Below are 21,202 nucleotides of genomic sequence, written 5' to 3'. Positions count from 1 at the left end.
GGCTTGGGGATCTAAGCGGGAGCCGGTCGGATCGGGGCTGCCGGACGGGGTCAGAGATAGAGGCCGGAGGGCCCTCGGTCACCCGCTCGGCGGCGATGGCATGCAGGTCCCGCTCGCGCAGCAGGAGATAGTCCTTGCCCTGGATCTCGACCTCGGCGCGGTCCTCGGGGTCGAAGAGCACCCGGTCGCCCGGACTCGACCTGGCGCGCATTGGGGCCGGCTGCCACGACGCTGCCCCACGCCAGGCGTTTGCCGACGCTCGCCGTCGCCGGGATGAGGATGCCGCCGCCGGAGCGCCGCTCCCCCGGCTCACCCTCGACGTTCACCAGCAGCCGGTCGTGCAACATCCGGATCGGCAGCCCCGGGGATGACGCGGACTTGGACTTGGGCATCGAGGGGCGTCAGTGGCCGCGTCGACGCAGCATGCAACGCACCACGAGCACCACGATCACGGCACCCGCCACCGCGGCGAGCCGCTCGGTTCGCAGGTCGCCCTCGGGCGTCTTGGTGGCCGCGGCGAACCGGGCCTTGGCGTTGTCCTTCTCCCGCTGCAGCAGCGCGCGGGGGGCAGCCTTGGCGGTCAGCTCGTCGATCGTGACGGCCAGGCGCCCGCGCGCGGCCTCGATCTCCTGCTGCAACTGCGCGATCGACTGGTTGGCTGGCTTCTCGTCGCTCATCGCGCACTTCCTTGATCGAGTCCGAGGTCCCGGCGCAGCTTGGCGACGTGCCCGGCTGCCTTGACGTTGTACCACGCATGGGTGATGACACCCTGCTCGTCGAGGACGAACGTGGAACGGATCACGCCCTGGACCACCTTGCCGTAGTTCTTCTTCTCCCCGAAGGCGCCCCACGCGGTGAGGGCCTCCTTGGCGGGATCGGCGAGCAGCCGGATCCCCAGACCCTCCTTGGCGCGGAACTTCGCCAGCGCCGCCGGGCTGTCGGGCGAAATGCCCACCACCTCGAAGCCGTCGGCCTGCCAGCCGGCGAGCGAATCGGAGAAATCGCAGGCCTGGGTCGTGCAGCCCGCGGTCATCGCCTTGGGATAGAAGTAGACGATGACCTTGTGTCCGCGCAGGTCGTCCAGGCTGACATCGGTGCCCGTGTCGTCGGGCAACGTGAAGTCCGGAGCGCGGTCGCCGGGCTGAAGCCGGTCGGTCACGGGGCATCCTCTCGCCAGGTTGGGTCTGTCGCCAACCTATCCCAGGAGAAACTGCCGAGTGCCCGAAGGCTCGCCCGAACTAGAGTTGCTTCCACGCGCGAGTGGCGGAATTGGCAGACGCGCCAGATTTAGGTTCTGGTGCCCTCGGGTGTGCGGGTTCAAGTCCCGCCTCGCGCACGACGATGTCGGAGTCGTCACACGTGTTCGGGTCATCACACTCCCCTTGCCCTGGCCCGCGGCGCGGCCAGACTGATGGGTGTGGCGATCCCGGCCGGAACCTATGACCTGACCCCGGAGCATGCCGATCTGCTCCTGAAGACCTACACCGAGGGCGCGGCCGCGGCAATGGGCCACAACCTGACCCTGCGGGTCGGTTCCTGGTCGGCAACCGTGGACGTCGGCGCGTCCGCCGCTGAGTCGCATCTGCTGGTAACCGCCGACCTGACCAGCATCGAGGTGATCGGCGGCTCCGGCGGGGCAACGCCGCTCACCGCGTCCAACAAGCGGGACATCTGCAAGAACGCGGCCAAGTCGTTGGGCAGCGCCACCCACCCGCAGCTGACGTTCACCTCGACCGGCCTATCGGGCAATTGGGCCGATGCGGTCGTCTCCGGCGAACTGACCGCGCACGGCCAAACCCACCCCGTCCAACTCGTCCTCGACGAGCCCGAGCCCGGCACCGCCCGACTGCACGGCAGCATCGTGCAGAGCGACTTCGGGATCAAACCGTTCTCGACGATGCTGGGGACGCTACGGCTGCGCGACGCCGTCGACGTCGAAGTGGAGGTGGCCTTCAGCGACTGAGGCGGCCACGGCGTCACCCGATCCCGCCCGGCGCCACCCGATCCCGCCCGCGGCCTCGGTCAGTCGCCGAAGCTGTCCCCGCAGGATCGGCTCCATCGCCCGGAAGGCGTTGCCGCGGTGGGAGATCGCGTTCTTTTCGGCGTCGCTGAATTCGGCCAGCGTGCGACTCGGGTCGACATCGGGGATGAACAAGGGGTCATAGCCGAAGCCATAGGTGCCGCGTGGCTCGTGGGCGAGCACGCCCTCGACCCGGCCTTCGACACCGATGACGCCCCCCTCGGCGCCCTCGGCCACCTGGCCGTCCTCGCCCGGGACCGCGAGCACCGCCGCGCACACAAACGCCGCCCGGCGGTGGTCCGGCGGCACATCGGCCAGTTGTTCCAGCAGCAGTCGCAGGTTGGCCCCGTCGATGTCCTGCCGGGTGGCGCCTGGGCCGGCCGCCGACCCGGACCAGCGGGCGGAAAAGACGCCAGGGCAGCCGCCAAGGACGTCGACGGCCAGGCCCGAGTCGTCCGCGATCGCGGGGAGACCGGTCGCCGCGGTCACCGCCACGGCCTTGAGCCGGGCGTTGCCGAGGAAGGTGACCTCGGTCTCGGGCACGTCCGGGACGCCCGGGAAGGCATCCACGCCGACGATCTCCAGACCGAGATCCCGGCATACGTCCGCGAGGATCTGGCGCAGCTCCGCGACCTTGTGCTCGTTGCGGGTGGCGAGCACCAGCGTTCGGCTCACCGGAGGCGCTCGCGCGCCGGCGTGGCGAGCGCCATCGCCTGCAGCCGGGTCAGCTCGGCGCAGCCGGAGGTGGCCAGGTCGAGCAGCCGGCCGAGCAGGTCGCGGTCGAACGGCTCGCCCTCGGCGGTGCCTTGCACCTCGACGAACCGGCCGTCGCCGGTCATCACGACGTTCATATCGGTCGCGGCGCCGACGTCCTCCGGATAGTCCAGGTCCAGGACCGGAGCGCCGGCGACGATGCCGACACTGACCGCGGCAACCGAGCCGGTCAATGGGTCGGCCTGCTCCCGGATCAGCCCGCGGGCGCGCGCGTCGCTGATGGCGTCGGCGAGCGCGACATAGGCGCCGGTGATTGCCGCCGTGCGGGTGCCGCCGTCGGCCTGCAGGACGTCGCAGTCGAGCACGATCGTGTTCTCCCCCAAGGCCTTGGTGTCGATCACTGCCCGCAATGAGCGCCCGACGAGGCGGGAGATCTCGTGGGTGCGGCCGCCGATCTTGCCGCGCCGCGACTCCCGGTCGTTGCGGGTGTTGGTCGAGCGCGGCAGCATCTCGTATTCCGCGGTCACCCACCCGCTGCCCTTGCCCTTAAGCCAGCGCGGCACGCCCTCGGTGAAGGAGGCGGCGCACAGCACGCGGGTGCGCCCGAACTCCACGAGCACGCTCCCCTCGGCGTGATCGAGCCAGTTGCGGGTCAGGCGCACCTCGCGCAGCTGGTCAGGGGCGCGGCCGTCATGTCGGGTCATGACGGGCAACGTTAGTCGCGGATTCGCAGCTCGTAGGACGCGCCCGGCTCGGCAAGTTCGACCTCGCCCGGCCAGACCTCGCCGGCCTGCGCGCGACATACCTGCGGGTCGTTCCATGACGGGATGTGGGTGAGCATCAGCCGGCGGGCACCGCCGGCCAGCCCGGCCTCCGCGGCGCGGCGGCCGGTCAGATGGATGCCGCGCTCGGCGTCGCGGCCCTCGACGAAGGCGCTATCGGCGAGGACCAGGTCGGCGTCGCGACACAGGTCGGTCAGGGCCGGGCAGGAGTCGGTATCGCCGGTCAGCGCAAGCACGACGCCGTCGGCCTCGACACGGAAGCCATAGGCCTGCACCGGGTGCCGGACCTCGCGGGCGGTGACGCGCACCGGGCCGAACCCGAGCCGGTCGCCATCGGTGATGACCTGGAAGCGGTACTGCCCGTCCATCCCGCCGGCGTCGATTCCCTCGTATGCCGCGTGCAACCGCTCCCGTGCCCCCGCCGGACCGTAGACGGGCAGCGGGTGGTCGAAGACGTGGGTCGGGTGGTACTTGCGGTAGACGTAGAGCCCGGTCAGGTCGAGGCAGTGGTCGGGGTGGAGGTGGGTGAGCAGGATCGCGTCGATGTCGGCCGGGTCGAGGTGGCGCTGCAGGGCGCCCAGCGCGCCGCTGCCGAGGTCGACCAGCACCCGGTGGGTGCGCCCATCCGACTCGGCCTGGATGAGATAGCACGAGGCGGGCGATTCCGGGCCGGCGAACGAGCCCGAACAGCCGATGATCGTCAGCCGCATTCAGGCCCCCTTCCGCGCCGGATGGGCGAGATTGCCGAAGACATCGTCGACCTCGGGGCCGAGGAAGCGGCGCGCCAGCCGCCGGAACTCCTGCGGGTCTCCCGTGGTGGAAAAGCCGTGCGACGGGCTGGGCAGCGAGTCGGGGCGCAGCGCGTCGAGATCGGCGAGGGTGCGATAGACGTCCTTGGCGGTCTCCTCGGCCGAGGACACGAGCGTCACGTCCTCACCGACGACATACGAGATCACGCCGGTGAGCAGCGGGTAATGGGTGCAACCAAGGACGAGGGTGTCGATTCCCTTGTCCACCAACGGATTGAGATACATCTTGGCAACCGAGAGGAGCTCCGCGCCGCCGGTCACCCCCGACTCAACGAACTCCACGAAGCGCGGACACGGCTGCGAAGTCACCTGGATGTCGGGCGCCGCGGCGAACGCATCAATATAGGCCCGGGAGCGATGGGTCCCCATGGTGGAGATCACGCCGACCCGCTTGTTGCGGGTTGCCGCTGCGGCGCGGCGCACGGCCGGGCGGATGACCTCGACGGTGGGCACGGCATACCGCTCGCGGGCGTCGTGCAGGACGGCGGCGCTGGCCGTGTTGCACGCGATGACGAGGATCTTGACGCCGTGATCGACGAGCCGGTCGAGGCACTCCAGGGCAAAGCGACGGGTCTCGGCGATCGGGCGCGGGCCATAGGGTGCCCGGGCGGTATCACCGAGATAGGCGATCGACTCGTGGGGCAGTTGGTCGAGCACCGCGCGGGCGACGGTCAGGCCGCCGTAGCCGGAATCGAAGATTCCGATCGGTGCGTCCGCCACGAGCTGAGAGCCTAGATCACCGACCCGCGCTCGGGAGCATGGCCGTGGCGAGCGTCTCCTGCAGCCAGGTGAGGAAGTCATAGACGGCGATCGCATAAACGATCGGGTCGTCCGGGGCCAGGGCGAGGGCCCGCTCATCGAGAGCGTCGGCGTCGGCGTCCTCGCGCAGCCCGAGCCGATCGCCGACGACCAGACGCACATCGGTCAGCGCGACGAGGAAGATGCGCGCTTGGTCGGGGGTGAGTTCGAGGCTGTCGCCGCGGACGTCGTCGAGCAGCCCGATGCACTCCATCAGGGCGGCGACCTTGCGGGTGCGCAGGCTTCCCTCGGTGAGCCGGCGGAACTCCGCGGCGGCCTGGGCATCGACCCGGTTGCCCGACGGGAAGAGCCGGTCGAGCGCGGGGTCGCGGGGTGTCTCCGGCAGCCCGCGACCGCCCAGCTCGCCGACGCCCGGTGACTCGGGGGTGCTACCGAAGTCGCGGCCCAGGCCGGCGACAATCGCATCGAAATCATCGATCGGGACGCTCGCGTCGAGCACGGGCTCCTCGGGCATGATCAGGTCGAGAACCTGCTGCAGCAACCCGGTGACGACCACCCGCTCCTCGGCGTCCAGTTTGGCAACGAATCGGGCGGCGTCACCGCGGCCGCGGCGGGCGAAGGCGCGGGCCATTCAGGAGTCCTTCTGGAAGGTCGCCCACAGGCCGTATCCCTGCAGCGCCTCGGTGTCAATCTCCATCTTTTCCCGCGGGCCCGTGCTCACGACGGCCTTGCCGAGGTTGTGCACATCGAGCATGAGCTTCTCGGCCTTCTCGCGGGGATAGCCAAAGTAGCTCTGGAAGACGTAGGTGACATAGGACATCAGGTTGACCGGGTCGTTCCAGACCAGCGTGATCCACGGGACGTCGAGGGCCTCGTCGGTGCCGGCGGAGGTGACCTCCTGCTCGACGGGCGCGATCGACATACCGACCAGCTTAGGCCGAAGTTGCGAGTGGTTTGAGGGCTGATCCCCGTTTTGACCTGCAGTGATGCGGCTTCTAACCCCTCGGTGTGTCGTCACTAAAGTGGATCGATCGATCCGGCACGGTGTGATATTTTGGCGGTATGGCGAAACGTGGTGGAGCGGTTCATGTGACCACGCACCGTCGTCACTATGTTGGTAAGGACGGGGTGGCCCGGGACTACGAGACCCACCTGTTGCGGCGTTCCTGGCGGGAGAACGGCAAGGTGCGCAACGAGACGGTCGCGAACCTCTCCCACCTGCCGGCCGAGCTGATCGAGGTGATCCGGGCCTGCCTGGCCGGGCAGGCGTTCATCCCGGCCGACCAGGCCGCCACCATCACCCGCTCCCTGCCGCACGGGCATGTGGCCGCGGTGTGGGCCCAAGCCCGGGCCCTGGGCCTACCCGGGCTACTCGGGCCGCCCGGGCGGGCCCGGGACCTGGCGATGGGGCTGATCATCGCCCGAGTGCTGGCACCCGGCTCGAAGCTGGCGACCATCTCCTGGTGGGCCGACACCACCCTGGGCGTCGACCTCGACCTGGCCGGTGCCTCCACCGACGAGGTCTACGCGGCGATGGACTGGCTACTCGGGCGCCAGGACGCGATCGAGAAGCAGCTGGCCCGGCGCCACCTGGCCGCCGACGCCAACCCCGCCCGGATGGCGCTGTTCGACCTATCGTCCTCGTGGATGGAAGGCAGCCACTGCCCACTGGCCCGGCGCGGCTACTCCCGCGACGGGAAGAAGAACCGCACCCAGATCGAGTACGGGCTGCTGACCGACCCGGCCGGTCGCCCGGTCGCGATCCGGGTCTTCCCCGGCAACACCGCCGACCCCACCGCGTTCATCGAGGCCGTCACCCTGGTGCGGGACACCTTCAAACTCACCGAGATGGTCATGGTCGGCGACCGCGGCATGATCACCACCGCCCGGATCACCGCGATCCGCCACACCAACACCGACCCGGCCACCCGAGCCGACCTCGGCTGGATCACCGCGCTCCGCGCCCCCGCGATCAAAACCCTTGCCGCCGAGGGCGGCCCGCTTCAACCAACCCTGTTCGATGAACACAACCTGGCCGAAATCAGCCACCCCGACTACCCCGGGGAACGGCTGATCGCCTGCCGCAACCCGTTCCTGGCCACCGAACGCGCCCGCAAACGCGAGGACCTGCTCACCGCCACCGAAACCGCCCTGGCCCCCACCCAGCGAGCAGTGGCCGAGGGCCGGCTAGCCGGCGCCGACACGATCGGCCTGCGGGTCGGCAAACTCCTCAACAAATACCCGATGGCCAAACACTTCGACCTGACCATCACCGACACCACCGTGGTGATCACCCGCAAAACCAGCCAGATCGCCGCCGAAGCCGCCCTCGACGGCATCTACGTGCTACGCACCCCAACGCCCGCCGAGACCCTCACCCCCGCCAGCATCGTCCAGGCCTACAAAAACCTCGCCCACGTCGAACGCGACTTCCGCAGCATCAAAGCCACCGACCTCGACCTGCGCCCGATCTACCACCGCCTCGAAGACCGCGTCCGCGCCCACGTCCTGATTGTGATGCTCGCCGCCTACCTGACCTGGCACCTACGCGCCACCCTAGCCCCCCTGACCTACACCGACGAACACCCGCCAACACCCGCCGACCCGGTCGCCCCCGCCCACCGCTCCCCAGCCGCGGACCGCAAAGCCTCCCGACACACCGACGACCACGACCAGCCCGTGCGGTCCTTCCCGGCCCTGCTCAAACACCTCGCCACCCTGACCCGCAACGACCTGCGCTACGGCACCGACCACACCACACCCCTCGTGCCCACCCTGGCCGAACCCACCCCCACCCAACGCCACACCTTCGCCCTCCTAAACGCCCCCATCCCCCTAACCATCAACGGCAAGTAGACAGAACCACCAACACCCAAACCAGCGAACCCCCTGCCCAGCAGGGGGTTCGCCACGTCAACCAGCCGTAACTTCGGCTTAGGCGAGCGTGCCCAGCCGGTCTGGATGATGGGGACCGTCCGGACCATCGGGGGCAGGAGTTTCGCGCGCCACGGCTCGCGCTCGGGTCACTTCCCGTATGCGCGCTCGACTGCCCCCTCCTGGTCGGAACGGTCCTCAGATTCCCCGCCGGAGCTGGGCTGGTCAGCCGGTCGCGGTCGTGGGGCCGTAGACGGTGATCTGGATGCTGCCACCAACCTGCATGTCGACCCGTGCACAGTCCGCGGAATTGTCGACCACCGCGGTTGTCGGCCAGTGGTGTTCGGCGCCGACGGCTCGCTTCGCCGCAGCCCCCGCCTCGCTGACCGACAGGCAGGTGTCCGTGATGCTCGAGCGCAAGGCCTCACGAACCTCGTAGACGAACGGTAGGGCACCCTGCGGCTCATCGGCGCTGCGCTCTTCCTGACGATCGGGGAAGAACCGGGCCTCGGAGTTGGCCATGTCGACATCGAAGAAGCCGCAGGGGCCCTCTTCGTAAGGACGGTTGTCCGGCATGATCGTGACTTCCCAGCCGGTCAACCCGAGGCGGGCGAGCTCCTTCCGGATGAAGGCGGGGCCGGTGGTGCGGTCGTAACATCCACTCTCCCCACCATCGACCCAGTCACCGAGCGAAGACCGCAACTCCATGGCGGCCGCCGTGTCGGCAGGGGCCTCCCCCAGGGGATTCCCGTCGGCGGGCACCTGATCCCGAGGGACGACGAAGACCTGACCGTTTCGGCTGAAGGCAACGGGGTTGGCGATCTCGGATTCCCCCGACTCGCGCTGATAGCGCTGGCAGTCGGCGACGGGATCGGTCGTCAGGGCTGGGCCGCCCGTCGACGGGGCGTTCTCGGTGGTCAGCGGATCGACCCAGGTGGTCATGCAGGTCAGCCCGTCCGCGGCTCCGCCGGCATACCACTTGTCGTAGGCAGCAGTCGCGGTGCCGCCCAGGAGCAGCGCGGCTCCCGCAACGAGGGCAATGGTGCGCCTGCGCAGCCTCTTGCGCGGGGTGGTCGTGGGTCGTGGGGTCATGGGGATGCCTTCCCGCAGGGGCGCGAACGCCGTCTCGTCGATGCGGGAGAGGTCGACCCGGGTGGCCGGGTCGGCGGCCGTCAGCTGGGTGAGCAGGTCGTCGGTCATGACAACTCCTTCGCATCGGACGGAGCGAATCTCCGTCCACTCACGACATGTCCGGCAGGTGTATGCCGTTGCACCCCAGCGTCTTTTTCCTCGCCTTGTGCCGTCATCGCGTTGGCCAGGCGCGCGCGGGCGCGGTGCAGGCGCACCCGAACCGACCCCCGGCTGATCCCCAGCGCGACAGCGATCTCCTCGTGGGTCAGCTCCTCCCAGGCGAGCAGCCGCAGGATCTCCTGGTCACCTGGACCGAGCGTGGCCAGCGCGCGGGTCACGGGGGAGATATCGCGGGGCTCCGGTCCGGGGACCGAGACTTCGGTGAGCGAGTCCCGTAGCCGGTCGGCGAGCGCGTCGCGGCGCCGTTCGCCGCGGTGGTGGTTGGCCAGCACCCGGCGGGCTACGCCATACAGCCAGGGCCGGTCGTCCCCCGGGCTGGGGACCTCGCCGATGCGCCGCCAGGCGACCACAAAGGTCTCGGCGACAACATCGGCGGCGTCGGCCGGGTCGGTGACGCGGCGCACGGCATACGCGAGCAGTGGGCGGTGCGTGCGCTCGAACAGCTCCGTGAACCGGTCGGCGTCACCGCGGTCGACCCCGCTGCTCGGCGGGCGCCTGGGCGGCGGCATGGCCCTCCCCTTCGTCCGGTGGCCTCTCGCTCGGCTCATGTCCGGGATGCCGCCGGGCGTTACACCACGTCCTTAGCGCGGCGGGCTCACTCGGCCGGGGTGTTCCAGGAGAGCAGGTAGCGCCCGTCGTCGCACGCCAGCGCGCCCTCGCCGAGTTCCAGCGGTTTGAAGGTGTCGACCATCACCGCGAGCTCGTCGAACGCCTCGACCCCGATCGAGCGCTCCATCGCGCCCGGCTGCGGGCCGTGCGCGTGCCCGCCCGGGTGCAGCGAGACCGAGCCCATCCCGATTCCGGAGCCCTTGCGCGCCTCATAGTTGCCGTCGACGTAGAACATCACCTCGTCGGAGTCGACATTGGAGTGGTAGTAGGGCACCGGGATGGCGAGGGGGTGGTAGTCGACCTTGCGCGGGACGAAATTGCACACGACGAAGTTCCAGCCTTCCCACACCTGGTGCGCCGGCGGCGGCTGGTGCACCCGCCCGGTGATCGGCTCGTAGTCGGAGACGTTGAACGCATAGGGAAACAGGCAGCCGTCCCAGCCGACGACGTCGAGCACGTGGAAGGGGTGGGTATAGATCGTGCCGGCCAGCCCGCCGCTGCCCGGCCCGCGGTGCTTGACGTAGACCTGGGTCTGCTGCCCCGGGTCGGCGCCGAGGTCCTCGGCGAGCAGCGGCCCGGCCGGGACGCGCAGGTCGCGCTCGCAATAGGGCGCGTGCTCCAGCAGCTGCCCGTAGCGGGAGAGATAGCCCTTCGGCGGGGTGATGTGGCTGGCTGCCTCGATGCAGTAGGCGCGCAGCGGCTCGCCGTCGGGATCGTCGGCGGCGGCGACCGGGAGCCAGCGGTGAGTGGTGGCGCGCGGGAGGATCAAGTAGTCGCCGCGGCATACGTCGAAAGCACCGAACACCGTCTCGACCCGGGCGCCACCGCGCTCGACATAGACCAGTTCGTCGCCGATCGCGTTGCGGTAGAACGGGCTCGGCGCGCCGGCCACGACATACGAAATCCGGACGTCGGAGTTGCCGAGCACCAGCCGCCGCCCGGTGACCGCGTCCACGCCGCTCGGGTCGGCGGGGAAGAGGTCGTGCAGCTTCAGATGCAGGGGTTTGAGCGGATGGTTCGGCGTCAGGCTTTGGTCGGGCAGCTCCCAGGCGTCGGCGGCGCTGATCTCGCTCGGGATCCGCCGGTGGTAGAGCAGCGCGGAGTCGGAGGAGAAGCCCTCCTCACCCATCAGCTCCTCGTAGTAGAGCTGACCGCTCGGATCGCGGTGCTGCGTATGCCGCTTGGGCGGGACATTCCCCATGCGCTGGTAGTGCGCCACGTGAACACCTCTTCGTGAACCGGCCGGGAGGGTCTCCCCCGTCGCCGCCAGCCACTGTATCGGCGCGCGCCGGTGATGCCATACCGGCGATGATGGCGCCTATGAGCGAGGTGGCGATCCGGGACTACACCGACGAGCAGGCGCGCGCCGCGAGCGTGCTCAAGTGGGGCCTGGTTCCCGAGGGCGTCATCCCCGCCTGGGTGGCCGAGATGGACTTCGCGCTCGCCCCGCCGATCGCCGCTGCGGTGGAGCGGGCGGTGCGCGACCAGCTCACCAGCTATCCGGTGTTCGCCGCTGGTGGCGAGCTCGGGTCGGCGTATGCCGCCTTCGCCGCCCGCCACTTCGGCCAGGACCTCGACCCGGAGCAGGTGATCCCCACCGCGGACGTGACGATGGGCGTGCGGATCGCGATCGACGTGCTCAGCGAGCCGGGCCCGATCGTGCTACCGGCACCGGCATACGACCCGCAGTTCGGCGTCGCCCACGTATGCCGCCGCGAACACATCCTCGTCGAGGCCGATCCCGACTCTCCCACAGCGGAACTCGACGTCGCCGGCATCGACGCGGCCTTGCGCCGGGGGGCGCGGACCGTGCTGCTCACCCAGCCGCACAACCCGACCGGACGCGTCTACCGGCGATCGGAACTGGAGGCCCTGCGCGATGTCGTCGCTCGGCACGGGGCGCGGGTGGTCAGCGACGAGATCCACGCCCCCCTCGTGCTGCCCGGGGCGGAACACGTGTCGTATCTGTCGGTTCCGGGCACCACCGGCCACGCGGTCGCGGTGGTGGCGGCGTCCAAGGCGTTCAACATCGCCGGCCTGAAATGCGCTCAGATCGTCACGACCGACCGCGGCACGTTCAAACGTCTCGAGGCCGAACCCACCGCCCGCAACGAGTCCTGGTCCCCGCTCGGCGTGGTCGCCGCGGTCGCGGCATACACCGATGGCGATCCCTGGCTGGCCGCGTTGATCGAGCGCCTCGACGCCAACCGAGCGCTGCTCGGCCGGCTGTTGCCCGAGCACCTCCCGCGGGGCCGGATGCGCGCCCGCTGGAGGCGACCTTCCTCGCCTGGCTCGACCTGCGGGCATACGGCCATCCCGATCCGACGATCCCGGCGCTCGCCGGCGGGGTCAAACTGTCGCCCGGCCACGCCTATCACCCCGGCCTGGCCGGACACGCCCGGCTCAACATCGCGACCTCACCGCAGCGCCTGGCCGAGATCGTGCGTCGCCTCGGCGCGGCCCTGTGATCAGCGTCAGAGCGGGTTGATCCAGACGAGGTCCGGGAAACGCGCGAAATCGCTGTCGGCGCTGACAATCGCCAAGCCGTGCTCGATGCAGATCGCGGCGAGCACGGCGTCGGTGACCACCCCGGCGCGCAGATCCCGTTCGACAAGCAGATTGCCGAGGATTTCGGGGTGGCCGGAGCCCGGGCCAGGCACCCACGCGGCCGGGGCAGCCAACCAGTCGGTGACGTGATCCCACGCCTCGGCCGGGAGCAGGGGGTCGCGCAGGGCGCGGGGGTTGGTCACGATCCGCACAAACGCCCACAGGGACACCCAGGGCAGTCCGACCCGCTTGGGCCCGTTGAGCGCCTGGGTCAGCCAGTCTCGTGCCCGCTCGTGGAACGGCGAGTCCGCATCCACCGAATACAGCAGGATGTTGGCGTCGACCAGCATCAGCGAGCGCTCGGGCCTTCGAGGAAGTCCAGGGCCTCGGCGACATTGGAGACATCAATCCGGATGCCGAGATGGTGGGTCCGCGGGACGAACGGCTCCCGCCTGCCCTCCGCCAGCAGCCCGCGGCGGATCAGCTCGTTGACCGCTTCGCTGACTCCCTTGCCCTGCTCGCGGCGGAGTTGCTCGACGGCCTTGGCGGTGTCGGGGTCGAACTCCACGGTCGTGCGCATGCGCCAAATCTAGCATTCCCGTGCGTTCTCGTGATCGCGTAGCTGCGCCGGTCACGGGCTCCTGAGCGGCGATGATGGAGGCATGCCGGCCTGGGTGCTCCATCTCGACATGGACCAGTTCATCGCGGCGGTCGAGATCCTGCGTCGGCCGGAGCTGGCCGAAAAGCCGCTGATTGTCGGCGGGCGCGGCGACCCGACCGAGCGGGCGGTCGTCTCCACCGCCAGCTACGAGGCCCGCGCCTTCGGCGCCCACTCCGGTATGCCGCTGCGCCTGGCCGCGCGCAAATGCCCGGACGCGATCATCCTGCCGGTGGATCACGCGGCCTATGACGAGGCGTCCCGGGCGGCCTTTGCCGCCGTCCGGACCGTGCCCGATGTCGTTCTGGAGCCACTCGGCTGGGACGAGGGATTCATCGGCGCCTCGAACGAGGATCCCGAGGCCCTGGCCCGGAGGATCCAGGCCACCGTCCTGGAGGCCACCGGTTTGCACTGCACGATAGGCATCGGGGACAACAAGATTCGCGCCAAGAACGCGACCGGCTTTGGCAAGCCACGCGGGGTTTTCCGGCTGACCCGGGAGAACTGGCTGGCGGTCATGGGCGAGCGGCCGGTGCGCGAGCTGTGGGGCGTCGGCTCGCGGATCTCGGCCCGGCTGGACAAGCACGGCTACCGCACGGTCGCCGAGCTGGCGCGCGCCGACCTCGAGGTCCTGACCGGCGAATTCGGCCCCAAGATGGGCCTGTGGTATGCCGCGCTCGGCCGCGGCGAGGGCTCCGCGGTCGTCGACGACACCCCCTGGGTCGCGCGCAGCCACTCCCGGGAGACGACCTACCAGACCAACCTGGTGACCCCCGAGGAGATCCGCGCGGCGGTGGCGGCCCTCGTCGAGCAGGTCATCGAGGACTGCGCCGCCGAGGGCCGCCCGATCTTCCGCGTCGGCCTGAAGGTCCGCTATGCGCCCTTCTTCACCGTCAACCGGAGCAAGAAGCTGGCCGCACCGACCCACGAGACGGCACCGGTGCTCGACGCGGTCCTCACCCTCGTGGCCGCCCTGGACACCGGCCGGGAGGTGCGCCTGCTCGGCGTGCGCGGCGAGATGGTCATGCCCCCCGACGACACCCGCGAGCGCGCCCCCACCCGCGCCCGGGTCTGAGCGATCGCGGGGGAGGACCTCGGCCAGTTCCATAATCGCGGCTGGGCCGACCGGCGGGTGACCAATCACGGCGGTGACGTCGGCGCCCGCGTACCCGCTGACGTAGGCGAACCAGTCGTTGTTCGTACGGAACGGAATTCGGCTGGGACTCTCGACGGCACTGCTCATACTGTCCGTCTGGATGATGCTGTCGCGCGCTGGCGTCGGCGCCTCGGGAGCGTCGTTGGTGTATGAGCCGAAGAAGCCGTGCTTTCGTGATCTACCCTCGCTGGCGATGCTGTGGCGCGTCAGACACACGCCATCCGCGCGATCGCCGCCGAGGACAACGAGGGTCCATCCGCCGCGACGTTCGCCGAGCACAAAGCGAGCGCGCCCGTCCTCGATCCCGAACTCGGTCCGGCAGGTGGTCACCGCGGCTGAGGCCGATGCGGACGTCAGCTGCACCTCATTCGCCTCGTCCACCGGGATGGGAAGCTCCTCGACCCCAGCCCTCACCGGCGGTGTCGTGTGATCGAGGGCTGTTTGTCGCAGCGCGTTGGCTCGCGTCGGATCGACGCCGCCAACCACCCCGTCGTGCAGCCCGACGAGGATGGTGCCGCCTTCGGCGTTGGCCATCGCCACGAGGGGGATGGCCAGATCCTTGGGGCTCACGCGCCACGACGTCCGCTCGAAGTATTGGCCCTCGGGCAACGCGAACAAGCCCGCGCCGCCACCGTCACGCGCGAGCCGGAGCGCGGTGTCGACAGCCGTCGCGGACAGCTCCCGAGCGGATAGGTTGAAGCGCGTGTCACTGCCCCGCGCGATCTTCGCCGCCCTCTTCGACGATGCCGCCGTCTTCCCGCCGGGCAACAGCCCGCTCGATGCTGCCGTCGCCAACCACCGCCGCCTGCGGCGCAGCTCGTATGCCGATCTGGTCGGCCCGCTGCTGCTGCCGGCCGCGGCGATCCCCGCGGCGGCTGACCTCGCCGGGCTCGCCGACATCGCCGCGGATCCGCTGCCCCCTGGCGGCGCGACCCGTGACCAATCGCCGGAGGACGAGGCGGAGCAGGACGACGGCCCCCTCGGCGTCGCTGTCATCGCCCGCCTCGGAGCCGACCTGACTCAGCTCGTCGCGGCGACGGCGCTGGCCCACAACGATCCCCGCCTGGACCTGCACGGCGTCGAACTTGGCTGGCAGGACGACTGGCGCGAGCTGGACCTGCAGGCGCCGGCAATCGTCCTGGAACTCCCCCGCGGCACCGAGCAGGCGCTCGCCCTGACCGACATCGCCACCGCGATCGCGCAGGACGAGGTCCCCGGCCGGCGCCACCTCGCCAAATTCCGCACCGGCCGCACCGAGACCTGGGACTGGCCGGCCGAGCGCGAGCTGGCCCACGTCATCCAGGACGCGATCGCCATGGAGATCCCGCTCAAGCTGACCGGCGGTCTGCACCACGCGGTGCGCGGCACGCTCGCCGACGGCGAGCACCACGGCCTCCTCAACGTCCTGGCTTGCGTGGCCGCCGCGCGCGTCGGCCGCCCGGTCGACGCGCTCGCCGCCATCCTCGCCCAGCGCACCCCTGACCCGCTGATCGCGTCTCTCGCGAGCCTGGGCCCGACGAGCGTGACCCGGCTGCGGGCGGATTTCGCGGCATACGGCTGCTGCGATGTGCGCGAGCCGATCGGCGAGCTGACCGATCTCGTTGTCCTGGAAGGGGATCGCTGATATGAGCTGGTGGCACGAGCTGCCCCCCGAGGAGCCCTTCGGGCTCGACAATCTCCCGTATGCCGTGGCCGACCTCCCCGACGGCCCGCGCGTCGTCGTCCGCGTCCGCGACCACGCCCTGGCCATCGGCGGGCTCGCCGAGCGGGCGGGGATGGAGTCGGGGGCAGTATGGCAGTGCGGCTCGCTCAACACGTTCCTCGACCAGGGCCCGCAGGCCTGGGCGGCGGCCCGCACCTGGCTGCAGGAGACACTCGCCAACGCCGAATACGACGACTGCGTCGCCGCGAACCTGCACCCGTTGGACGGCCTGACTCTGCGGCTGCCGATCGTCGTAGCCGATTACGTCGACTTCTATGCCAGCGAGCACCACGCCACCAATGTCGGGCGGATGTTCCGGCCCGACCAGGCCCCGTTGACGCCGAACTGGAAACACCTGCCCATCGGTTACCACGGCCGCTCGGGCACCATCGTCGTCACCGGCACCGACATCGTGCGCCCCTGCGGCCAGCGGAAGCCGCCGGAGGCCGACGCCCCCGTCTTCGGCCCCAGTGTCCGCCTCGACATCGAGGCCGAACTCGGCTTCGTCGTCGGCGGCGCCACCACCCTCGGCGAGCCCGTCCCGCTCGACCAGGCGTGGGACCACATCTTCGGCGTCACCATCCTCAACGACTGGTCCGCCCGGGACCTCCAGGCCTGGGAGTACGTCCCTCTCGGCCCCTTCCTCGGCAAGTCCTTCGCCACCTCCATCGGCGCGTGGATTACCCCTATGGCTGCCCTGGCGGAGGCGAAAGTCGCTCTCCCCGGCCAGGATCCGGCGCTGCTGTCCTACCTGACGGGCGAGGCCGCATACGGCCTGGACATCCACTGCGAGGTCGAATGGAACGGCACGATCGTTTCTCGGCCGGAGTACCGCGACATGTACTACTCCCCCGCCCAGATGCTCACTCACATGACCGTCAACGGCGCCACTCTGCGCTCGGGCGACATCGTCGGATCGGGCACGATCTCCGGCCCGCAGAAGGAGACCCGCGGCTGCTTCCTCGAGCTGAGCTGGTCGGGTCAGGAACCGATCACCCTCGACGACGGCACCACCCGCACCTTCCTCGAGGACGGCGACACCGTCATACTCCGCGCCACCGCCCCCGGCCCCGACGGGGCCGTCATCGCCCTCGGCGAATGCCGCGGTCGGATCCTGGGGTCTGTCCGGGAGACGGTGTGACCTCCGGGTCTTGGAACGTAGCGGTGGCGTGGCAGGAGTTGCCCGGTTGGGTAGGTGACGGTCAGCAGGTCGATGCACTTTCGTGCGGTGGAGTAGGAGAGCCAGTTGAACAGGAGCGCGGCGTCGTCGACGTCGCGGTCGTCGCGAGAGGCGTGCAGCTTCATCGCCAGCAGATACTCCGGGGAGGGCACCTGCACCAGCAGCGACTCGGACTCGAACACCGTGTGCGGTGCTCATCTCCTCCGCGATCCGCCTGACCTCCGGGGCGGGAACGAACAGTGCTGAGTAGGGCGCGTACTCCCACAGCGTCGAGCTGCCCGGTCGGGGTCATGCCCTCGCCAGGAAGCGGGAGGTGATGAGGATCCCGCGGCTCCGGAATGCCTCGGGGCTCTCGCGGTCGGCCTCGCTGCGGAAGATCGCCGGAACTGCCGGGTACCAGCCATCGGTGCGACGCTCCGAGTCAAGCGCCCAGGCCGGTTCCTGCCAGCCGTCACGCTCGGCAAGGTGGACCGCGAGTGCGGCGAACGCGGCATCGACCTCCGACGCGCCCGTGCGGGGCGGCTCGTCGGCGAACACCCCGGCCGCGAGGTCGGGGCCGCCGCGACGCAAGGCGGAGGTGTAGTCGTCCAGGGTTTGGAGGATGCCGAACCGCCAGCACGCGTCGAGCGCTTCACCGGCGGCGAGGAGCGCACGGCAGGCAGCGGCGTTCTGCGCGGCGGTGTGACGCACCCCGACGCTGTGGTTCGGCGCGGTCTCGGGTGTCGTGAAGGCGGCGTCGAGCAACGCGCCGACTGATAGCACTTCGCCCTGGAACCCCACTGACCACGCCTCCTTCCTCGTCTCTATGCTCTCAGACCCGCTCACAGAAGGTCCGGCAAAAGCCGATCACCCTCGAGGATTGGGGCGGGCCTAGTGGAGTCAGGCGCTCGGGCGCTTCGGCTGCTTGCCTCGCACAACATTGGTGGCGGCGATCTTGTCGTGCAGCGCCTGCCGATTGGGATCCCAAAGGGGCCACAGCACGTCGGCGAGAGCGACGAGCGAGCCGAGGAGGCTGACAATCCCAGGCAGGAGGCTGACCAGCGAGATGCCGATGTTGAGCAGTTGCCGGCGGAGGGCGTCGACGAGGGTGAGCGGGCCGGGACGCTCCCGAAGCCGCACGCTGATTCCCAGCGCCTTCTTGCCCGGGGTCGCGCCGTCACGGGTGAGGAAGTAGACCTGATAGGCGAGTTGCACGAGGAGGGCGACCACGGCATACGCGAGGAAGTAGCCGCCGTTCATCGTGTCGGCGAGATTGAGCGACAGATTGTCCATGGCGTTGGTGTCGTTGGTCTCGACGGCGCGGATGAACTCGGTCCACCACGGCTGCATCGCCTTCCACAGGAACCAGCCACCGAAGATCGTCACCAGCAGCCCGGTCAGCAGCCCGTCGAGCAGGGCCGCGCCGACCCGCTGCCCGTAGCTGGCGAGCGGGACACCGTCAGGGGTCGTGGGGCCGGATACGCCCGGAGCCGCGCCGCCGCGCCACTGCTGGCCCGGCTGCCCCTGCTGCCACGACGGCGGACCTGGGGCCGGTCGCTGATCGGCGGGCGGCGGGCCCGGCTGCGGCGGTCCCCATCCATACGGGTCGGCCGGGGGTTGCGGCAGCGGCTGGGTCGGCGCGCTCGCGGGAGGGGTTGCCTCGCGGGTGCTGCGCGGCACGACGTGCGCGGTCCAGACGATCCCGTCGAAGTAGCGCAGTTGCCCGGGCTGGTGCGGGTCGTCGTACCACCCTGGCGCGGTCGGCGTCGTCACCGCCTCATCCTCGCACGGGTTACCGAACGGTCCGGCGCGCATCAGGGCCCGGTCCTAGGATTGGCCCATGATCGAGCAGCGGCGCATCCTAGCAACACCCCTTCCCGGTCCGCGTTCGCAGGCCCTCGCCGAGCGCAAGCTGGCCGCGGTCTCGGCCGGGGTCGGGATCGCGTTGCCGGTCTATATCGAGGCCGCCCAGGACGGGATCCTGCGCGATATCGACGGCAACCAGCTGATCGATTTTGGCTCCGGCATCGCCGTCACCAGCGTGGGCAATGGCAGCGCGCGGGTGATCGATGCGGTGCAGCGGCAGATCGCCGACTTCACGCATACCTGCTTCATGGTCACGCCGTATGAGGAGTATGTCGCGGTCGCCGAGGAGCTCGCCAAGCTGACCCCGGGCGAGCACGAAAAGCGCTCGGCGCTGTTCAACTCCGGCGCGGAGGCGGTCGAGAACGCGGTCAAGATCGCCCGCTCGGCAACCGGCCGGCAGGCGGTTGTCGCCTTCGATCACGCCTACCACGGGCGCACCAACCTCACGATGGGGCTGACCGCCAAGAACATGCCCTACAAGCATCATTTCGGCCCGTTCGCGAGCGAGATCTATCGCGTGCCGATGGCCTACCCCTACCGCTGGCCGACCGAGAACTGCCTGACCGAGGCGTTCGCCGAGTTCACCGCGATGGTGCATGCGCAGATCGGGGAGGAGAACACCGCGGCGGTGATCATCGAGCCGATTCAGGGCGAGGGCGGGTTCATCGTCCCGCCGGACGGCTTCCTCACTCAGATCGCCGACTACTGCCGCGAGCACGGGATCGTCTTCATCGCCGACGAGATCCAGTCCGGCCTGTGCCGCACCGGTGACTGGTTCGCGTGCGATCACGAGGGCGTCGTGCCCGATCTGGTCACGACCGCCAAGGGCCTGGCCGGTGGTATGCCGCTCGCGGCCGTCACCGGGCGCGCTGACCTCATGGACGCGGTCCACTCCGGCGGCCTCGGCGGCACCTATGGTGGCAATCCGGTCGCGTGCGCGGCCGCGCTGGCGGCGATCGAGTCGATGCGCGCCGACGACCTGTGCGCCAAGGCGCGGGCGATCGAGGATACCGTCGTCCCCCGGCTGAAGGAGATCGCCGACCGGACCGAGGTGATCGGTGACGTCCGCGGCCGCGGCGCCATGCTGGCCATCGAGTTGGTCAGCGACCTGGAGAAGAAGACGCCCTATCCCGAGCTGACCGCGGCGGTCAACAAGGCCTGTCACGCCCGCGGCCTGGTCACGCTGACCTGCGGGACCTTCGGCAATGTCTTCCGCTTCCTCCCGCCGTTGACGATCGCCCCCGAGTTGCTGGACGAGGGGTTGGGTCTGCTCGACGAGGCGTTCGACGAGGCGCTCGGCGCGACGGCCGCCGGCGGCTGACGTCCGGCGAGTCCGGCAGTCGGCCGAGGAGGTCACGCGGTTTTGCAGAGGTCGCACGCTTTCGCAGAGGTGTGACGGTTTTCCGTGTGACCTCTGCAAAACCCCGCGACTTCTGAAAAACGCCCGACTTCTGCGAAACCGTGCGACTTCTGACGCCAGCGCGACTGCTGAGTGCTGTCACCTCACATCCGCGCTGTGGCATGTGACCTCGCCGCCGCGCGAGAATGGTGGGTATGACGCGCCCCGACCGGACGGTGTGGTTTCTCACCCATCCCCAAGTTGCCGTCGATCCCGACACCCCGGTCCCGCAGTGGGAACTGTCGGCGGTGGGCCGCGGACGCGCCGCAGCGCTGGCCGGTGCGCCCTTCCTGGAGCGGGTCGACTCGGTGTGGTCCTCGGCCGAGGTCAAGGCGGTCCGCACGGCGGAACTCCTGGCCGGCGATCTCCCCCGATTCGTCCGTGACGACCTCGGCGAGAACGACCGCAGCGCAACAGGGTTCGTCCCGCCCGAGGAGTTCGAGGGCCTGGCCGACGCCTTCTTTGCACGCCCGCAGGAGAGCGTCCGCGGCTGGGCCACCGCCGCCGACGAGCAGCACCGGATCGTCGCGGCGGTCGAGGCCGTGCTCGCCGATCCCCGCGCCGGCGAGCGGGACCTGGTGATCGTCGCCCACGGCGGCGTCGGCACCCTGCTGCTCTGCCACCTGCTCGGCGAGCCGATCACCCGCCGCCGCGATCAGCCCGGCCAGGGCCACTACTTCGCGCTCGACCGCGACACCCGCGCGGTCCGTCACACCTGGCGACCGCTGGAGGACCTGCGTTAGCGGCGAGCGCGCGCGTGAGGCCGACCATCCCGGACGATGGCGCTGCGTCCGGTCAGGTCGAGGTGGACCGGGAGCGTCGGCTCAGCGTGGGTAG

23 protein-coding genes, 1 tRNA gene and 3 pseudogenes are annotated in these 21,202 nt (G+C 70.0%); 10 read left to right on the top strand and 17 right to left on the bottom strand.

Annotation, left to right across the window (positions count from 1 at the left end):
• Positions 1 to 50: 50 nt before the first annotated feature.
• The 3 genes and pseudogenes from V9G19_RS17290 to bcp form a co-directional block, all read right to left on the bottom strand.
• Positions 51 to 392 (bottom strand): annotated as a pseudogene (locus V9G19_RS17290) (GroES family chaperonin).
• 9 nt (positions 393 to 401) lie between these two features.
• Positions 402 to 677, bottom strand: coding sequence for a DUF3618 domain-containing protein (locus V9G19_RS17285; protein ID WP_462286665.1), 276 nt, complete (start codon positions 675 to 677; stop codon positions 402 to 404).
• Positions 674 to 1,159, bottom strand: a complete 486-nt coding sequence (bcp, locus tag V9G19_RS17280) for a thioredoxin-dependent thiol peroxidase (RefSeq protein ID WP_462286664.1) — start codon at positions 1,157 to 1,159, stop codon at positions 674 to 676. Before bcp ends, V9G19_RS17285 begins: the two co-directional genes overlap by 4 nt.
• Before the next feature lie 95 nt (positions 1,160 to 1,254).
• Here bcp and V9G19_RS17275 point away from each other — a divergent pair.
• Positions 1,255 to 1,336: transfer RNA gene (locus V9G19_RS17275), tRNA-Leu, on the top strand.
• Between the two features lie 81 nt (positions 1,337 to 1,417).
• A complete protein-coding gene (locus V9G19_RS17270) occupies positions 1,418 to 1,963 on the top strand; it encodes a YceI family protein (RefSeq protein WP_462286663.1) in 546 nt (181 codons plus the stop codon).
• On the opposite strand, the gene rdgB is transcribed toward V9G19_RS17270, so the two are convergent.
• From rdgB to clpS, 6 genes are read right to left on the bottom strand one after another with little or no spacing between them, the layout of a single operon-like run.
• The gene (rdgB, locus tag V9G19_RS17265) at positions 1,910 to 2,695 is read right to left on the bottom strand and encodes an RdgB/HAM1 family non-canonical purine NTP pyrophosphatase (RefSeq protein ID WP_462286662.1); all 786 of its coding nucleotides are present in this window, start codon (positions 2,693 to 2,695) and stop codon (positions 1,910 to 1,912) included. The genes V9G19_RS17270 and rdgB overlap by 54 nt on opposite strands.
• Positions 2,692 to 3,438, bottom strand: a complete 747-nt coding sequence (rph, locus tag V9G19_RS17260) for a ribonuclease PH (RefSeq protein ID WP_462286661.1) — start codon at positions 3,436 to 3,438, stop codon at positions 2,692 to 2,694. The genes rdgB and rph overlap by 4 nt, the downstream gene beginning before the upstream one ends.
• Before the next feature lie 11 nt (positions 3,439 to 3,449).
• Positions 3,450 to 4,226: an MBL fold metallo-hydrolase gene (locus V9G19_RS17255; protein ID WP_462286660.1), complete on the bottom strand. Its 777-nt coding sequence runs from the start codon at positions 4,224 to 4,226 to the stop codon at positions 3,450 to 3,452.
• A complete protein-coding gene (gene murI, locus V9G19_RS17250) occupies positions 4,227 to 5,045 on the bottom strand; it encodes a glutamate racemase (RefSeq protein WP_462286659.1) in 819 nt (272 codons plus the stop codon).
• Between the two features lie 16 nt (positions 5,046 to 5,061).
• On the bottom strand, positions 5,062 to 5,715 hold the full coding sequence (locus V9G19_RS17245; protein WP_462286658.1) for a DUF2017 domain-containing protein: 654 nt from the start codon (positions 5,713 to 5,715) through the stop codon (positions 5,062 to 5,064).
• Positions 5,716 to 6,006, bottom strand: coding sequence for an ATP-dependent Clp protease adapter ClpS (clpS, locus tag V9G19_RS17240; RefSeq protein WP_462286657.1), 291 nt, complete (start codon positions 6,004 to 6,006; stop codon positions 5,716 to 5,718).
• A 140-nt stretch (positions 6,007 to 6,146) separates the two neighbouring features.
• Here clpS and V9G19_RS17235 point away from each other — a divergent pair, with 140 nt between their 5' ends.
• Positions 6,147 to 7,940 (top strand): IS1634 family transposase, encoded by a 1,794-nt coding sequence (locus V9G19_RS17235; RefSeq protein WP_462286656.1) that lies wholly within the window; start codon positions 6,147 to 6,149, stop codon positions 7,938 to 7,940.
• Positions 7,941 to 8,183: 243 nt separating this feature from the next.
• Here V9G19_RS17235 and V9G19_RS17230 read toward each other — a convergent pair whose 3' ends face one another.
• The 3 genes from V9G19_RS17230 to V9G19_RS17220 form a co-directional block, all read right to left on the bottom strand.
• Positions 8,184 to 9,158 (bottom strand): hypothetical protein, encoded by a 975-nt coding sequence (locus V9G19_RS17230; protein ID WP_462286655.1) that lies wholly within the window; start codon positions 9,156 to 9,158, stop codon positions 8,184 to 8,186.
• Positions 9,155 to 9,778, bottom strand: coding sequence for an RNA polymerase sigma factor (locus V9G19_RS17225; protein WP_462286654.1), 624 nt, complete (start codon positions 9,776 to 9,778; stop codon positions 9,155 to 9,157). Before V9G19_RS17225 ends, V9G19_RS17230 begins: the two co-directional genes overlap by 4 nt.
• An 86-nt stretch (positions 9,779 to 9,864) precedes the next feature.
• A complete protein-coding gene (locus tag V9G19_RS17220) occupies positions 9,865 to 11,097 on the bottom strand; it encodes a homogentisate 1,2-dioxygenase domain-containing protein (RefSeq protein WP_462286653.1) in 1,233 nt (410 codons plus the stop codon).
• A gap of 89 nt (positions 11,098 to 11,186) precedes the next feature.
• Between V9G19_RS17220 and V9G19_RS17215 the strand changes: the two are divergent.
• A pseudogene (locus V9G19_RS17215) lies at positions 11,187 to 12,089 on the top strand (aminotransferase class I/II-fold pyridoxal phosphate-dependent enzyme); the annotation flags it as partial.
• Positions 12,090 to 12,352: 263 nt separating this feature from the next.
• On the opposite strand, the gene V9G19_RS17210 reads toward V9G19_RS17215, so the two are convergent.
• Both V9G19_RS17210 and V9G19_RS17205 read right to left on the bottom strand, forming a co-directional pair.
• Complete coding sequence (locus V9G19_RS17210; RefSeq protein ID WP_462286652.1) at positions 12,353 to 12,775, bottom strand: TA system VapC family ribonuclease toxin; 423 nt, start codon at positions 12,773 to 12,775, stop codon at positions 12,353 to 12,355.
• Positions 12,775 to 13,005: a ribbon-helix-helix protein, CopG family gene (locus V9G19_RS17205; protein WP_462286651.1), complete on the bottom strand. Its 231-nt coding sequence runs from the start codon at positions 13,003 to 13,005 to the stop codon at positions 12,775 to 12,777. The genes V9G19_RS17210 and V9G19_RS17205 overlap by 1 nt, the downstream gene beginning before the upstream one ends.
• 82 nt (positions 13,006 to 13,087) lie before the next feature.
• Here V9G19_RS17205 and V9G19_RS17200 point away from each other — a divergent pair, with 82 nt between their 5' ends.
• Complete coding sequence (locus tag V9G19_RS17200; protein WP_462286650.1) at positions 13,088 to 14,158, top strand: DNA polymerase IV; 1,071 nt, start codon at positions 13,088 to 13,090, stop codon at positions 14,156 to 14,158.
• A 279-nt stretch (positions 14,159 to 14,437) separates the two neighbouring features.
• Entirely contained in the window at positions 14,438 to 14,578 is a 141-nt protein-coding gene (locus V9G19_RS17195) for a hypothetical protein (RefSeq protein WP_462286649.1), read from the top strand.
• A gap of 90 nt (positions 14,579 to 14,668) precedes the next feature.
• Here V9G19_RS17195 and V9G19_RS17190 read toward each other — a convergent pair.
• Positions 14,669 to 14,779, bottom strand: a pseudogene (locus tag V9G19_RS17190) (hypothetical protein); the annotation flags it as partial.
• A 163-nt stretch (positions 14,780 to 14,942) separates the two neighbouring features.
• Between V9G19_RS17190 and V9G19_RS17185 the strand changes: the two are divergent.
• Together V9G19_RS17185 and fahA are read left to right on the top strand one after the other, a co-directional pair.
• Complete coding sequence (locus V9G19_RS17185) at positions 14,943 to 15,863, top strand: hypothetical protein (protein WP_462286648.1); 921 nt, start codon at positions 14,943 to 14,945, stop codon at positions 15,861 to 15,863.
• A 1-nt stretch (position 15,864) separates the two neighbouring features.
• Positions 15,865 to 17,082: a fumarylacetoacetase gene (gene fahA / locus V9G19_RS17180; RefSeq protein WP_462286647.1), complete on the top strand. Its 1,218-nt coding sequence runs from the start codon at positions 15,865 to 15,867 to the stop codon at positions 17,080 to 17,082.
• A gap of 327 nt (positions 17,083 to 17,409) precedes the next feature.
• Here the strand turns inward: fahA and V9G19_RS17175 are convergent, their stop codons facing one another.
• Complete coding sequence (locus V9G19_RS17175) at positions 17,410 to 17,901, bottom strand: hypothetical protein (RefSeq protein WP_462286646.1); 492 nt, start codon at positions 17,899 to 17,901, stop codon at positions 17,410 to 17,412.
• A gap of 99 nt (positions 17,902 to 18,000) precedes the next feature.
• Positions 18,001 to 18,873 carry an RDD family protein gene (locus V9G19_RS17170; RefSeq protein WP_462286645.1) on the bottom strand — a complete coding sequence of 291 codons (873 nt, stop codon included), beginning with the start codon at positions 18,871 to 18,873 and terminating at the stop codon, positions 18,001 to 18,003.
• A 67-nt stretch (positions 18,874 to 18,940) separates the two neighbouring features.
• Here V9G19_RS17170 and gabT point away from each other — a divergent pair, with 67 nt between their 5' ends.
• Positions 18,941 to 20,287, top strand: a complete 1,347-nt coding sequence (gene gabT / locus V9G19_RS17165) for a 4-aminobutyrate--2-oxoglutarate transaminase (RefSeq protein WP_462286644.1) — start codon at positions 18,941 to 18,943, stop codon at positions 20,285 to 20,287.
• A gap of 233 nt (positions 20,288 to 20,520) precedes the next feature.
• On the top strand, positions 20,521 to 21,108 hold the full coding sequence (locus V9G19_RS17160; RefSeq protein ID WP_462286643.1) for a histidine phosphatase family protein: 588 nt from the start codon (positions 20,521 to 20,523) through the stop codon (positions 21,106 to 21,108).
• Positions 21,109 to 21,202: the final 94 nt, after the last annotated feature.

This window comes from Nostocoides sp. (assembly GCF_037045025.1).
Lineage (GTDB): Bacteria > Actinomycetota > Actinomycetes > Actinomycetales > Dermatophilaceae > Nostocoides_A.
The sequence above is the reverse complement of the archived record's forward strand: the minus strand, read 5'-3'. Positions and strand labels throughout refer to the sequence as shown.